Here is a 14,279-nt window from a genome sequence, read left to right as displayed (position 1 = left end):
AAAAAAGCGCAAGCCGATCAGCGGCCCACCGCATAGCCCTGCATGCCGCGCGGATTGGCACCGGCGCGCAGCACCAGCCGGCCTTCGGCGTCGCGTTCGCGGCTGCAGGCGGACATGCGGCTTTCGGACCAGGCATCGCCGACTTGCACGCGGTGGCCCATCGCGCGCAGTGCGTCGAGCGTTTCGGGATCGAAGCGCGATTCCAGCGTGAGCGTGTTGAGCGTGGTCTGGCGCGGCCAGAAGGAGCTGGGCGCGTGCTTGACGTGCCAGGCCGGCGCGTCGATGGCCTGCTGCAGGTTGAGGCGGTGCACCGCATGGCGCAGGAAGAAGCCGACCGACCACTGGTCCTGCTGGTCGCCGCCGGGCGTGCCGAACGCCATGTACGGCTGGCCGTCGCGCAGCGCCATCGAGGGCGACAGCGTGGTGCAGGGCGCGACGCGCGGCTCCACGGAACCGGGCAGGCCTTCGTCGAGCCAGCTCATCTGCAGCCGGGTGTTCAGTGCGAAGCCCAGCGCCGGAATCGTCGGGCTCGACGACAGCCAGCCGCCCGAGGGCGTGGCCGCGACCATGTTGCCGTGCCGGTCGACCACGTCGATGTGGCAGGTGTCGCCCACGAAGATCTCGCGCTCGGCCCATTCGGCGACCGGCGGCAGCGCGGCGAAGGTGGGCTCGCCGATGCCGAAGCGCGTGTCGGCGGTGCGCAGCGTTCGCGCGCTCACGTCCAGGTCGGGCAGGCGCGGTGCGAGGCCCAGAGGGGCGCCGGGCCGCAGCACCTCGGATGCGCGCTGCAGGTCGACCATGGCCCAGCGCTCGCGCAGGTAGGCGTCCGACAGCAGCGCCTCTTGCGCATCGCCGCGCGCGCCGGACGCCGTGCCGTACCACGCGAGGCGGTCGGCCAGTGCCAGCTTGGCGGCTTCGGTGATGCGATGCACAAAGCCCGCCGAGCCGGGCATGTGGTGTTCGAGCCCTGCGTGGCGCAGCATGCCCAGCTGCTGCAGGAAGGCCGGCCCCTGGCTCCAGAAGCCGCACTTGGCGACCGTGTAGCGCCCGAAGTCCGCCGTGAGCGGCGCCTCGGTGGCGACGCGCCATTCGGCCATGTCGTCCAGGCGCAGCAGGCCGGCATGCGCCTCGCCGCTGCTGTCGCGCACGGTGGTGTTGCGGCAGTAGCGATCGATCTCGCGCGCGACGAAACCCTGCTGCCAGGTGCGGATCGCCGCATCGATCACGCCGGTGCGGCCGCTGCCTTCGCGCTCGGCCGTCTCCACGATGCGGCTGTAGGTCGCGGCCAGCGCCGGCAGCCGGAACAGCGAACCGGGCTGCGGCAGCTTGCCGCCGGGCAGCCACACCTCGGCCGACGAATGCCAGTGTTCGAGGAAGAGGCCGCGCACCGCCAGGATCGCCTCGGCCACCCGTGGCACCAGCGGAAAGCCGTCGCGCGCATAGCCGATCGCCGGTGCCAGCACCTCGGCCAGCGACCACGTGCCGTGTTCGCGCAGCATCGTGAGCCAGGCGGAGAAAGCGCCCGGCACCGTCGCCCCCAGGAGGCCGATGCCCGGCACCTGCTCGAAGCCGAGGGCGCGGAAGGTCGAGGTGGTGGCATCGGCCGGCGCGCAGCCCTGTCCGCGCAGGGCGTGCATGCGCTGCTCGCGCTCGCTCCACAGCAGGATCGGCGCCTCGCCGCCGGGGCCGTTGAGGTGCGGCTCGACCACCTGAAGCACGAAGCCGCCCGCCACGGCGGCATCGAAGGCGTTGCCGCCGCGTTCGAGCACGCCCATCGCGGTCTGCGAGGCCAGCCAGTGGGTCGATGAGGCAACGCCGAAGGTGCCGGCGATTTCAGGGCGGGTGGTGAACATGCGGCCGAGTGTAGAAAGACCGGATAGCCAGAAGCACATATTTGCTGATGAATGCATGCATCGATTGCTATGCCTCTAGCTTAGGATCACGGCATGTCAGCGCCGACGCTCCAGCACCTCACGCCGCGGCTCAAGCTGCGCCATTTCGCGCTTCTGGCCGAACTCGAACGGCAGCGCTCGGTCAGCCGCGCGGCCGAGCACATGGGCCTCAGCCAGCCGACCGTCACGCGCGCGCTCGGCGAGATCGAGAACATCTTCATGACCCCGCTGTTCACCCGCAGCCGGCGCGGCCTGGAACCCACGGCCGCGGGCCTCCTGGTGCTGGCGCGGGCCCGTGTGGCGCTGGCCGATGCGCAATCGCTGGGGCAGGACCTGGCCGCGCTCGGCACGGGGCTGCAGGGGCGGTTGCGCATCGGCGTGCTGCCTTTCCTCGCGCGCGCCACGCAGGACGCGGTGTGGCGGCACCTGCTGGCCGTGCGGCCGCGCCTGGGCTTCGTGGTGGAGGAGGCCACGACCCACGTTCTGGTGCAGGCGGTGCGCGCACGCACGCTGGACTGCGCGATCTGCCGCTTCACCTCGGCCAGCGCCGAGGCCGGACTGGCGCAGGAGTTTCTCTATACGCAGGAGCCGCGGCTGGTGGTGTCGCGCGCGGCCGCGCAGCGGCTGGCGCGGCGCGGGCTGGACTGGGAGGCCTTCGTTTCCCTGCACTGGATCTTTCCGCCGGAGGACACGCCGATCCGCCAGATGATCCATTCGATCTTCGCCTCGGCGGGGCAGCCGGTGCCGGTCCCTCTGCTGGAGGCGTACGCGCAGAAGACGCTGGTCTCGGTGCTGCGGCTCATGCCCGATGCGATCACCATCCTGCCCGACGACATTGCACAGGAGGTGGCCGACGCGAGCGGCGCCCGCGTGATGCCCCAGCGCCTGCAATGGAACCTGCCGCCCGTGGGCGTGGTGCGGCTGCACGATGCGGCCAATGCGGGGATCGTGGATGAAATGACGAGGGCGTTGCAGGGCATTCGCCAGGGGGACCAGGGGAGCGTCGCCACTGCCTCCGGATAGGATGGCTTTCCCCCAAGGCATCCGCTGCGCGAGTGGTTTGCCGAACATCAGGTGCGCCATGGAATCCGAACTCGAATCGCTGGTCCAGGCCCTGCGCGACTTTGCGCAGGCCAGGGCCTGGGAGCCCTATCATTCCCCCAAGAACCTCGCCTCGGCGCTGTCGGTCGAAGCCGCCGAACTGCTCGAACATTTCCAGTGGCTCAGCGAAGCGCAAAGCCGGTCGCTCGACCCCGAGAAGCGCGCCGAGGTCGGCGCTGAAATGGCGGATGTGTTCCTCTATCTGCTGCAGCTCGCCGACAAGCTGGGCATCGACCTGATCGACGCGGCGCGGCGCAAGATGGTGGTCAACGCGCAGAAGTATCCCGCCGGCGCCGATCCGCCCGCCTGAGTACCTCCGTGTACGCCACCCGGCGTATTTCCCCTTGTTGGTGCATTCCGCAGACTCCTCTCCATCGCCAGCTATGTGCTGTCGACAAGGTTCAACCCAACCGGAGCAGGAGTCCACATGCAACGTCGTTTCACACTCAAGGCGCTCACCGCCGCCGTCGCGCTGGCCAGCATTTCTGCTGCGCCCGCATTCGCCGCCGACACCATCAAGGTCGGCGTGCTGCACTCGCTGTCGGGCACGATGGCCATCTCGGAAACCGTGTTGAAAGACACGGTGCTGATGGCCATCGACGACATCAACAAGAAGGGCGGCGTGCTGGGCAAGCAGCTCGAACCCGTGGTGGTCGACCCGGCCTCCAACTGGCCGCTGTTCGCTGAAAAAACCAAGCAGCTGCTCGGCCAGGACAAGGTCTCGGTGATCTTCGGCTGCTGGACCTCGGTGTCGCGCAAGTCGGTGCTGCCGGTGGTCGAGGAAATGAACGGTCTCCTGTTCTACCCCGTGCAATACGAGGGCGAAGAGCTCTCGAAGAACGTGTTCTACACGGGCGCCGCGCCCAACCAGCAAGCCATTCCGGCCGTCGACTACCTGATGAGCAAGGAAGGCGGCGGCGCCAAGCGCTGGGTGCTGCTGGGCACCGACTACGTGTACCCCCGCACCACCAACAAAATCCTGCGCGCCTACCTCAAGAGCAAGGGCGTGAAGGACACCGACATCGACGAGAAGTACACCCCCTTCGGCCACAGCGACTACCAGACCATCGTTGCCGACATCAAGAAGTTCTCGGCCGGCGGCAAGACGGCGGTGGTGTCGACCATCAACGGCGACTCCAACGTGCCCTTCTACAAGGAACTGGGCAACGCCGGCCTGAAGGCCAAGGACGTGCCGGTCGTCGCCTTCTCGGTGGGCGAGGAAGAACTGCGCGGCGTGGACACCAAGCCGCTGGTGGGCCACCTCGCGGCATGGAACTACTTCATGTCGATCAAGAACCCGACCAACACGGCGTTCATCAAGCAGTGGAGCGACTACGCCAAGGCCAAGAACATCGCCGGCCACAAGGACAAGCCGCTCACCAACGACCCGATGGAAGCCACCTGGATCGGCATCCACATGTGGAAGCAGGCCGTCGAGAAGGCCAAGTCCACCGACACCGACAAGGTGATCGCAGCGATGGCCGGCCAGACCTTCACGGCCCCGTCGGGCATCGTCTCGAAGATGGACGAGAAGAACCATCACCTGCACAAGAGCGTGTTCATCGGCGAGATCAAGGCCGACGGGCAGTTCAGCGTGGTGTGGAAGACGCCGGGTCCGGTCAAGGCGAAGCCTTGGAGCCCGTACATCGAAGGCAACGACAAGAAGCCGGATTACCCCGCTGGCAAGTCGATGTAAGTGTGTTTCTCCCTCCCCCTCTGGGGGAGGGCAGGGGTGGGGGCTGACGGCGGTCGATTCGAGCACTGCGCTTGTCCGGGCGCCGCGTGCCCCCACCCCAACCCTCCCCCGGAAGGGGAGGGAGCCATACCAACTTCCACTTTCATGATGCTTCGACGAACCCTTCACTGCGCATTCGCCGCCATGCTCCTCATGGCATCGGCCGCCCACGCGCTGACCGCCGACGAGGCCAAGGCCATCGCCTCCGGCGAGTCCGAAGCCCGCATCGCCGCGCTCAACAAGGCCGTCCTCACCGCCGACGACAAGACCGCCGCGTTCATCCAGGCGATGTCCGACGACGCCGTGAAGTACACCGAAGACAAGGTCTTCGTGATGAAGGATGACAAGGGCTACGACCCCGTCACCGGTGCCGAGCTGAAAGTGCCCGACACCGCCGAAGACGTCGTCAACAACAACCTCATGCGCGGCGCGCTCGAAGCCGCGCAGGCCGCGCTCAAGCTCACGAGCAAGGACGACGCGGTGCGCGCCGAAGCCGCGCAGGCGCTCTTCAAGGAGCCGGACGAATCCCGCATTCCCATGGTCGAGAAGGCGCTGGCCGCCGAGACCAACCCCAAGATCAAGGCGCAGCTCGAACTCGTGCGCGCCGCCGGCATGCTCACCAGCGCCGACAAGGCCAAGCGCCTTGCCGCCGCCAAGGAGCTGGGCAACAACCGCAACCCCGACACCAAGCTGTTGCTGAACCAGCGCCTGGCCGACGAGACCGAGGCCGATGTGAAGACGGCGATTGCCGCCTCCATCGCCAACATCGACGGCGCGCTGGTCTGGGGCGATCGCATCAACGCCGTGTTCAGCGGCATCAGCCTGGGCTCTGTGCTGCTGCTCGCCGCGCTGGGCCTGGCCATCACCTACGGCCTCATGGGCGTCATCAACATGGCGCACGGCGAGCTGATGATGATCGGCGCCTACGCCACCTACGTGATGCAGGGCATCTTCCAGAAGTACATGCCCGAGGCGGCGTTCGGCTGGTACCTGGTGGCGGCCATTCCCGTGTCGTTCCTCGCATCGGCGCTCGTGGGCGCGGTGCTCGAGCGCGGCGTGATCCGCTTCCTCTACGGTCGGCCGCTCGAGACGCTGTTGGCTACCTGGGGCATCAGCCTGATGCTGCAGCAACTCGTGCGCACGCTCTTCGGCGCGCAGAACGTCGGCGTGGAAAACCCCGGCTGGATGAGCGGCGGCTTCACCATGCTGAGCAACGTCACGCTGCCGTGGAATCGCATCTGCATCATCGTCTTCGCGGTGCTCGTGCTGCTCGCGATGGGCTGGCTCATCGGCAAGACACGCCTGGGTCTCTTCGTGCGCGGCGTCACGCAGAACCGCCCGATCGCCTCGTGCATGGGGGTGAACACCGCGCGCATCGACACGTATGCCTTCGCACTCGGCTCCGGCATCGCCGGTCTTGCCGGCTGCGCGCTGAGCCAGATCGGCAACGTCGGCCCTGACCTCGGCCAGAGCTACATCGTCGACAGCTTCATGGTGGTCGTGATGGGCGGCGTCGGCCAGCTCGCGGGCACCGTGTATGCGGCGCTGGGGCTGGGCATTCTCAACAAGTTCATCGAAGGCTGGGCGGGCGCGGTGCTCGCGAAGATCGCGGTGCTTGTCTTCATCATCATCTTCATCCAGAAGCGCCCGCAAGGCATCTTCGCGATGAAGGGCCGGAGCGCTGAGGCATGAGCAAGGTCGTACTTCCAACCAAGGGGCCGCTGCTGAGCGGCAAGGGCTGGACGGCCTTCTTCGTCGCGCTGATCGTGGTGTGCGCGGTGGCGCCGGTGCTCAACATCGTGGTGCCGGTCGACAGCCCGCTGCACATGAGCGACTACGCGGTGGCGCTCGTCGGCAAGATCATGTGCTACGCCATCTGCGCGTTGGCCATGGACCTGATCTGGGGCTACACCGGCATCCTCTCGCTGGGCCACGGCCTCTTCTTCGCGCTCGGCGGCTACATGATGGGCATGTACCTCATGCGCCAGATCGGCCGCGACGGCAACTACAAGAGCGACCTGCCGGACTTCATGGTGTTCCTCGACTGGAAGACGCTGCCCTGGCACTGGACCTTCAGCGACAGCTTCATCGCCACGCTGATCCTCATCGTCGCGGTGCCGGGCGTCATCGCCTTCGTGTTCGGCTTCTTCGCATTCCGCTCGCGCATCAAGGGTGTGTACTTCTCGATCATCACGCAGGCCATGACCTTCGCGGCGATGCTGCTGTTCTTCCGCAACGAGACCGGCTTCGGCGGCAACAACGGCTTCACCGACTTCAAGCGCATCCTGAACATCCCGATCGCCACGCAGGAGATGCGCATGACGCTCTTCGCGCTTACGGGCCTCACGCTGCTGGGTTTCTTCCTGTTCGCCAAGTGGCTCATCGGCAGCAAGTTCGGTCGCGTGCTGCAAGCCATTCGCGATGCCGAAACGCGCGTGATGTTCTCGGGCTACAACCCGCTGCCGTACAAGCTCACGATCTGGGTGATCTCGGCCGTGATGTGCGGCGTGGCGGGGGCGCTGTACGTGCCGCAGGTCGGCATCATCAACCCGGGCGAGATGAGCGCGGCCAACTCCATCGAGATCGCGATCTGGGCGGCCGTCGGCGGGCGTGCCACGCTGATCGGGCCGATCATCGGCGCGTTCATCGTCAACGGCGCCAAGAGCTGGCTCACGGTGGCTTACCCCGAGTACTGGCTGTACTTCCTGGGCGCCTTGTTCATTGCCGTCACGTTGTTCCTGCCTAACGGCATCGTGGGTCTGGTGAAGAAGTGGTTGTCGCGCGAGAAGGCGGCACCCGCCGCACCGAGTGCGGGCCGCGAAGAGGCGCAACGCGCCATGGCCGCAGGGCAGGGCATGGAGCCCGAGTCGCTGCATGCGCCGCTCGCCGCTGATGTGAAGGGAGCCCGCGCATGACGCCCGACCTGATGGAAGCCGGCGCCGAGCGCGCGGCCCGCGCCCACGGCGTTCCCTACGCGAGCGGCAGCACCGAGTCGGGTGGCCGCGAGGCCGGCTTCGGCCGCATCGCCACGCCGGGCGAGGTGGACGTCACGCACGGCCGCATCCTGTACCTCGAAGACGTGAGCGTGAGCTTCGACGGCTTCAAGGCCATCAACAAGCTCTCGCTGGACATCGCGCCGGGCGAGCTGCGCTGCATCATCGGCCCCAACGGCGCGGGCAAGACCACGATGATGGACATCATCACCGGCAAGACGCGGCCCGATTCGGGCACCGTGTTCTTCGGCAGCACCATCGACCTCTTGCGCCACCGCGAAGCCGATATCGCGCAGTTGGGCATCGGCCGCAAGTTCCAGAAGCCGACGGTGTTCGAGCACCTCACCGTGTTCGAGAACCTCGAGCTCGCGCTCAAGACCAACAAGGGCGTGCGCGCCTCGATGCTGTTCAAGCTCGACTCCGCACAGAGCGACCGGCTGGCCGAAGTGCTGGAGACCATCCACCTGGCCGACAGTGTCTCGCGCCTGGCCGGCAACCTGAGCCACGGCCAGAAGCAGTGGCTCGAAATCGGCATGCTGCTGATGCAGGACCCGAAGCTGCTCTTGCTCGACGAGCCCGTGGCCGGCATGACCGACGAGGAAACGGCCCGCACCGCCGAGCTGTTCCTCACGCTCAAGGGCAAGCATTCGCTGATGGTGGTGGAGCACGACATGAGCTTCATCCGCACCATCTCCGAGATCGTGACCGTGCTGTGCGACGGCTCCGTGCTGGCGCAGGGAACGCTCGACGAGGTGCAGGCCGACGAACGCGTGATCGAGGTCTATCTGGGCCGCTGAGGAACCGAAGCCATGCTGACAGTCAAGAACATCCACCAGTACTACGGCGGCTCCCACATCTTGAGGGACGTGAGCTTCGAAGCCACGCTCGGCAAGGTCACCGTGCTGCTGGGCCGCAACGGCGTGGGCAAGACCACGCTGCTCAAGTCGTTGATGGGCCTCGTGCCGATCAAGAGCGGCAGCATCGAACTCGAAGGCAAGCCGATCCAGAAGGCCACGCCCTACGACCGGGCGAGGGCGGGCATCGGCTTCGTGCCCCAGGGCCGCGAGATCTTCGCGAGGCTCACCGTCGAAGAGAACCTGCGCATGGGCCTGGCCTACAAGAGCGGCAGCACGCCCATTCCGTCGGAACTGTTCGAGCTGTTCCCGGTGCTCAAGCAGATGATCAACAGAAGAGGCGGCGACCTCTCGGGCGGCCAGCAACAGCAATTGGCCATCGCACGCGCCCTCGCGCCCAAGCCCAAGCTGCTGATCCTCGACGAGCCCACCGAAGGCATCCAGCCGAGCATCATCAAGGACATCGGCCGCGTCATCCGCATGCTGGCCGACCGCGGCGACATGGCCATCGTGCTGTGCGAGCAGTACTACGACTTCGCGCAGGAACTGGCCGACGACTACCTCGTGATGGAGCGCGGCGAGGTCATTGCGCGCGGTCTTGGCAAGGACATGGAAGCGCAGGGCGTGCGCCAGCTCGTGGCGATCTGACCGCAGGCAGCGGCTCTTCGAGGCCTTGCCGATACCGGGTCTTTGGCATCTGCGTATCGGCCCAATTTCAGGGTTTACCCTAAAATTCGCCCTTGCCCGTCGCCGCCGGGCACCCCTCCCAGGAGCCTGGCCTTGAACGCCTCCCCACCCGCGCTGGACAGCGCGGACACCGCCATTCCCGTTTCTTCCCCGTCGCCTGCGCCCGTCAATTTTGTGCGGGCCGTGCTCGCGCTCGGCGTCGGCGGCTTCGCCATTGGCACGGGCGAGTTCGTGATCATGGGCCTGTTGCCCGAGGTCGCGCGCGACATCGACGTCACCATCCCTCAGGCCGGCCATGTCATCAGCGCCTATGCGCTCGGCGTGGTCATCGGCGCCCCGGTGCTTGCCGTGCTCGCGGCAGGCTGGGGCCGGCGCGCATTGCTGATCGCGATGATGGCCGTCTTCGCCGCCGGCAATTTCGCCAGCGCGATGGCGCCGGGGTATCTCTCGCTCAACCTGCTGCGCTTTGCCACAGGCCTGCCGCACGGCACCTACTTCGGCGTGGCCGCGCTCGTGGCCGCGACGCTCGCGCCACCGGGGCGCCGGGCGCGCGCCGTGGGCCTCGTGATGCTCGGACTCACCGGCGCCACGCTCGTGGGCGTGCCCATCGCCGCGTGGCTCGGCCAGCTCTTCGGCTGGCGCGCGGCCTTCGTGTTCGTCGGCGTCATCGCGCTCGTGGCCATCGTGCTCGTGCGGCGCGACGTGCCCGACATCGCCGCCGCGGTCGGCGCCAGTCCGTGGCGCGAGCTTGGCGCGCTCAAGCGCAAGCAGGTGTGGTTCACGCTCGGCATCAGCGCCATCGGCTTTGGCGGCATGTTCGCGGTGTTCAGCTACATCAAGCCCACGCTCACCGAGGTGGCGCACCTGTCGGTGCACAACGTGCCCTTCGTGCTCGCGCTGTTCGGCCTCGGCATGGTCACCGGCAACCTCGTGGGCTCGCGCCTGGCGGACAAGTCGCTGATGCGCACCATCGCCGGCGTGCTCGTGTATGCGGTGCTGGTGCTCGCGCTCTTCACCTTCGCGGCGCAGCATGTGGTGACGGCCGCCATCGGCGTGTTCCTCATCGGCACCACCGTCGCCATCGGCCCGGCATTGCAGATCCGCCTGATGGACGTGGCCGGCGACGCGCAGACGCTCGCCGCCGCGCTCAACCACTCGGCCTTCAACATGGCCAATGCGCTCGGCGCGTGGCTGGGCGGCGTGGCCATTGCCGCGGGCCTGGGCTGGACTTCCACCGGCTGGGTCGGCGCCTTGCTCGCGCTCGCGGGCATCGGCATCTTCGGCTGGGGCGTGATGAGCGCGCGGGCCGATGCGCGGCGGCCGCAGGTCGTCGCCTGCGAAGGCACGGCCGGCTGAGCTCCCCCTTGCGCTGGGTTGCCAGCTAGGGGCGCGCGACGTGCGGCGCTGTCCGCTCGCGCAGGAGCATCGCGAAGTTCTGCAGCTCGGCTGCATTCAGGTCCGACACGGCCCATGCCTGCATGCCGCCCTGCGCCCAGTGCGCGAGCTGGAAGCCCTGCCGCGCGGAGAAGGCGGGCGCCTGCACCTTCGCGTCGGCGGTGGGCCAGACGAAGAGGTTGATGACATGCGGGCCCGACCGGTAGACCAGCGCCGCCACCGTCCGCCCGTCCAGGTAGTCGAGCCGGCCGCCCGTGAGCGCGAAGCCTTCAGCCGCCAGGTCGACCACGGGCGGCGAGAAATCGAGCTTGCCGGCAAACCAAGGCTTCACCGTGTGCTGGTCGGTCGAGGCCACGTCGGCCAGATGCGAGGCCATCAGCGAGCGCACGTGGTTGGCCGTGACGGCCTCACTTAACGCGTCCTGCGGCGCCATCGGTACTGCCAGCAGAACGAGCGCGAGACCCCAGGCCGTGGCGGCCCCGGTGCCGAAGCCGGCCAGCCCCAGCCACCAGCCGCGCCGGTTGCGCACCGGGGCAGCAGGCGCGGCCGCAGCAGCCGCGCCCGCTTCGGAACGCAGCACCTGCGCGATGCGCCCGGCCAGCGCCGCCGGCGGCGCGTGCCGCACGGCGTGGCGCCGGACCATCAGCCCCAGCTCGTCGTCAGGAATTGGCATGGTGTGTCCTTTTCGCCGTGTTGCCGGGGCGTTCGTCGCGCAGGCTTTCGCGCAGCAGGGCCCGGGCGCGCGAGAGCCGCGACATCACCGTGCCCAGCGGCACACCGGCAATGCGCGCGATGTCTTCATAGCGCATCTCCTCCAGCTCGCGCAGCACGATCACCTCGCGATAGACCGCAGGGAGCGCGTCGATGGCGGCGTTGATGCGCTCACCCTGCACGCGCTGCTCCCACTGCCGGGCCGGGTCGCTCGCATCCGAAGAGGCCGGGGCCGCGGCCTCGCTGTCGCGCAACTCGTCGAACTCCAGTTGGTCGGCCAACTGCCGGCTCTGCCGCATCCAGTCGTAGCAGGCATTGCGCACGATGCCCAGCAGCCACGGCCGCGCGCTCTCGCCGCGCAGGCCCTCGAAGAAACGAAAGGCTCGCAGGTACGCCTCCTGCACCGCGTCGTCGGCCAACTGGTCGTCGCGCAACAGCCAGCGCGCAAGGTTCCATGCCGCATCGAGATGCGGCAGCGCGGCGGCTTCGAACTGGCGTGTGCGGTCGGTCAGATCGGTCAATGGGCTTGTTCTTCCTGCATGACGCGGCGAGCACGCGTTTTATTCCATCTTTTTTTCGAGGCCTGCGGGGAATAAGCGGGGCGCGCCGTGCGTCATGCCTTGCGTCGATTCTCTTTTCACTCTTTGTCTGGAGTCTTTCATCATGATCGCCATTCCCCGGTTTGCGCGCATCCTCGTCGTTCTCGCGGCCTCGAGCACCTTCGCCTTCACTGCACTGGCCGCAGGCCCCAAGGCCTACGTCGGCAACTTCAAGGACAGCACGGTCAGCGTGATCGACACCGGCACCGAGCGGGTGCTCGCCACGGTGCCGGTGGCCGCGGGGCCGGACGGCATCGTCATCTCCCCGAACGGACGCAGGGTGTTCGTCAGCGGCTCCAGCTCCTCGGCGCTGAGCGAGATCGATGCCGCGACCGACAGCGTGACGCACACCATCGAGGTCGGCAAGGGCCCCCAGGGCCTGGCCACGACGGCCGACGGCCGGTGGGTGCTGGTGGCCGTCAACGGCGACGATCGCGTGGCTTTCGTCGACACCGCGACGCACGCCGTGGGTGCCACCGTGCCCGTGCCCAAGCCGCACACCATCGCCGTGCGGCCCGACGGCCGGCAGGCCTATGTCGCCTCTCAGGAGCCGGGACACTTCGCGCTCGTGGTTGTCGACCTGGCGGCGCGCAAGGTGGTCTCGGAGATTCCGCTCGAGAAGGCGCCGCGCGACCTGGAGTTCGGCCACGACGGCAAGGCGCTGTACCTGACGCTGGCGGGCGTGCCCGCCGTGCAGGTGCTGGATGCGGCGACGAACCAATGGCAAACGCCGATCCCCACGGGCGTGTCGCCCCATATCGCGCAGCACTTCGCCGGCATGGCGAGCGGCGTGGTGGTCGTGCAGGGGCCGGGCGAGGTCATGCTGTTCGACCCTGCGGCGCGGGCGCCGGGCCGCAGCATCGGCGTGGGCAAGCAGCCGCACTGGCTCGACATCTCCGCGGACGGCAAGAAGCTGTGGGTGAGCAACGAAGGCTCCAACGACGTCAGCGTGGTCGACCTGGCGGGCGGGCCGGCGCACACCGTGGCGGTGGGCAATGCGCCGCGCAAGATCGCCGTGCAGCGCACGGCCGGCCCAGGCAGTGCGCATGCCGGCGGGTCGGCGCACGTTGCCATCCGCAACTTCGCGTTCGAGCCCGCGCAGATCACCGTCAGCGTCGGCCAGACCCTGACGTGGCAGAACGACGACGGTGCGCCGCACGGTGTGGTCTTCAAGGACGCTTCGGCCGGCATCGACTTGCTGCTGCCCGGCAAGGCTTTCTCGCGCAGCTTCGACAAGCCGGGCGTGTACGACTACGCCTGCTCCGTGCACCCGTACATGACGGCGCGGGTCACGGTGGTGGCGCCGTCGCGCGCCGCGGCCCCTGCGGCTCAGCGCGCGCCGAGCGCCTCGTAGAGCTTCAGCGCGGCGCGCGCCGTCTGCTCATCGCAGATCAGCACCGACAGCAGCCTGGCCCACAGCACGGCCGCGATGATCGGCGCCTTGTTCTCGCCGCCCGAGGCGACGATCACCGTCGGGATGCGCGCGAGCTCCTCGAGCGAGGGCGCCACCACGCGCTGGTTCAGCGCATGCTTCACGGGCTTGCCATGGCGGTCGAGGAATTGGCCGATGATGTCGCCCACCGCCTTGGCCTGCCTGAGGCCCGCCACCGGCACGTCCTTGGGCAGCCCGTAGCGCACCAGCAGTGACCGCGTGCTCAGGTCGCCCACGCTGAGCAGCGCGACATCGTTGGCCGCGATCTGCCCGAAGGCTTCCTTGAACACATCCTGCGAGACGATGGTGTCGCGCGACTTCGCGCTGCCTGCGTACAGCGGCGCCGCCAGGTAGCTGCACTGCGCGCCGAGCCGGGCCGCGAAGGCGCTGGCGGTCTCGAAGGTGTTGATCTCCAGGCCGCGCGTGAGTCCGCCCATGATCGAGTTGACGTTCAGGTTCGGCCACTGCCCCGGCGCAACGTGCCGGATCGCCTCGCGCAGCGTTGCACCCCAGCCTACGCCCAGACCCCGCACGCGCTGCGTCTCCAGCAGCCGCGACAGGTATTCGCCGGCCGTGCGGCCCAGCAGCACTGGAATGAGGTCAGGGCTCTCGGGCGTCGGAATGATCACCGCCTCGCGCAGCCCGCACACCGTGCGCAGTTCCTCTTCGAGGCGCAGGCAACTCTCGTGGCGCGAGTTGATCTTGATGCTCACGAGCCCGCTCTCGCGCGCCTCGCCGAGCAGCCGGTTCACGCGCAGCCGCGTGAGCCCGAGCTTCGTGGCGATGCCGTCCTGCGTCAGGCCCTCCATGTAGTAGAGCCAGGCCACGCGCACCGCCACCTGATCTTCCTCTGCCATCCGAATGCTCCGTTGTTGTGGGC

Annotated in this window: 13 protein-coding genes; 9 read left to right on the top strand and 4 right to left on the bottom strand. The window is 68.1% G+C overall.

The genetic code is table 11. From position 1 onward, the window contains the following. Positions 1-17 precede the first annotated feature (17 nt). The gene (locus tag GNX71_RS25565) at positions 18-1,853 is read right to left on the bottom strand and encodes a gamma-glutamyltransferase (protein WP_206175019.1); all 1,836 of its coding nucleotides are present in this window, start codon (positions 1,851-1,853) and stop codon (positions 18-20) included. Between the two features lie 93 nt (positions 1,854-1,946). On the opposite strand from GNX71_RS25565, the gene GNX71_RS25560 reads away from it, so the two are divergent. From GNX71_RS25560 to GNX71_RS25525, 8 genes are all read left to right on the top strand, one after another. After that, on the top strand, positions 1,947-2,915 hold the full coding sequence (locus GNX71_RS25560; RefSeq protein WP_206175018.1) for a LysR family transcriptional regulator: 969 nt from the start codon (positions 1,947-1,949) through the stop codon (positions 2,913-2,915). Between the two features lie 58 nt (positions 2,916-2,973). Next, a complete protein-coding gene (locus GNX71_RS25555; protein WP_206175017.1) occupies positions 2,974-3,303 on the top strand; it encodes a nucleotide pyrophosphohydrolase in 330 nt (109 codons plus the stop codon). Between the two features lie 117 nt (positions 3,304-3,420). Continuing rightward, entirely contained in the window at positions 3,421-4,689 is a 1,269-nt protein-coding gene (gene urtA / locus GNX71_RS25550; protein WP_176659534.1) for an urea ABC transporter substrate-binding protein, read from the top strand. A gap of 183 nt (positions 4,690-4,872) precedes the next feature. Continuing rightward, positions 4,873-6,420 carry an urea ABC transporter permease subunit UrtB gene (gene urtB / locus GNX71_RS25545; RefSeq protein ID WP_206175016.1) on the top strand — a complete coding sequence of 516 codons (1,548 nt, stop codon included), beginning with the start codon at positions 4,873-4,875 and terminating at the stop codon, positions 6,418-6,420. After that, positions 6,417-7,643 carry an urea ABC transporter permease subunit UrtC gene (gene urtC, locus GNX71_RS25540; protein ID WP_206175015.1) on the top strand — a complete coding sequence of 409 codons (1,227 nt, stop codon included), beginning with the start codon at positions 6,417-6,419 and terminating at the stop codon, positions 7,641-7,643. The genes urtB and urtC overlap by 4 nt, the downstream gene beginning before the upstream one ends. After that, positions 7,640-8,518, top strand: a complete 879-nt coding sequence (urtD, locus tag GNX71_RS25535) for an urea ABC transporter ATP-binding protein UrtD (protein WP_206175014.1) — start codon at positions 7,640-7,642, stop codon at positions 8,516-8,518. Before urtC ends, urtD begins: the two co-directional genes overlap by 4 nt. Before the next feature lie 12 nt (positions 8,519-8,530). Beyond that, positions 8,531-9,223: an urea ABC transporter ATP-binding subunit UrtE gene (urtE, locus tag GNX71_RS25530; RefSeq protein WP_206175013.1), complete on the top strand. Its 693-nt coding sequence runs from the start codon at positions 8,531-8,533 to the stop codon at positions 9,221-9,223. Between the two features lie 132 nt (positions 9,224-9,355). After that, positions 9,356-10,618, top strand: coding sequence for an MFS transporter (locus GNX71_RS25525; RefSeq protein ID WP_206175012.1), 1,263 nt, complete (start codon positions 9,356-9,358; stop codon positions 10,616-10,618). Between the two features lie 25 nt (positions 10,619-10,643). Here the strand turns inward: GNX71_RS25525 and GNX71_RS25520 are convergent, their stop codons facing one another. Together GNX71_RS25520 and GNX71_RS25515 are read right to left on the bottom strand one after the other, a co-directional pair. After that, positions 10,644-11,330, bottom strand: a complete 687-nt coding sequence (locus GNX71_RS25520; protein WP_206175011.1) for an anti-sigma factor — start codon at positions 11,328-11,330, stop codon at positions 10,644-10,646. Further along, entirely contained in the window at positions 11,317-11,889 is a 573-nt protein-coding gene (locus GNX71_RS25515) for a sigma-70 family RNA polymerase sigma factor (protein ID WP_241027051.1), read from the bottom strand. Before GNX71_RS25515 ends, GNX71_RS25520 begins: the two co-directional genes overlap by 14 nt. 142 nt (positions 11,890-12,031) lie before the next feature. Here GNX71_RS25515 and GNX71_RS25510 point away from each other — a divergent pair, with 142 nt between their 5' ends. Continuing rightward, a complete protein-coding gene (locus GNX71_RS25510; protein WP_206175010.1) occupies positions 12,032-13,321 on the top strand; it encodes a plastocyanin/azurin family copper-binding protein in 1,290 nt (429 codons plus the stop codon). On the opposite strand, the gene GNX71_RS25505 is transcribed toward GNX71_RS25510, so the two are convergent. Next, complete coding sequence (locus GNX71_RS25505; protein WP_206175009.1) at positions 13,297-14,256, bottom strand: sugar-binding transcriptional regulator; 960 nt, start codon at positions 14,254-14,256, stop codon at positions 13,297-13,299. The genes GNX71_RS25510 and GNX71_RS25505 overlap by 25 nt on opposite strands. Positions 14,257-14,279: the final 23 nt, after the last annotated feature.

The sequence above is a fragment of the Variovorax sp. RKNM96 genome, assembly GCF_017161115.1.
Classification (GTDB): domain Bacteria; phylum Pseudomonadota; class Gammaproteobacteria; order Burkholderiales; family Burkholderiaceae_C; genus Variovorax.
Note: the sequence above shows the minus strand (reverse complement) of the source record. Positions and strands in the feature narration are given on the sequence as shown.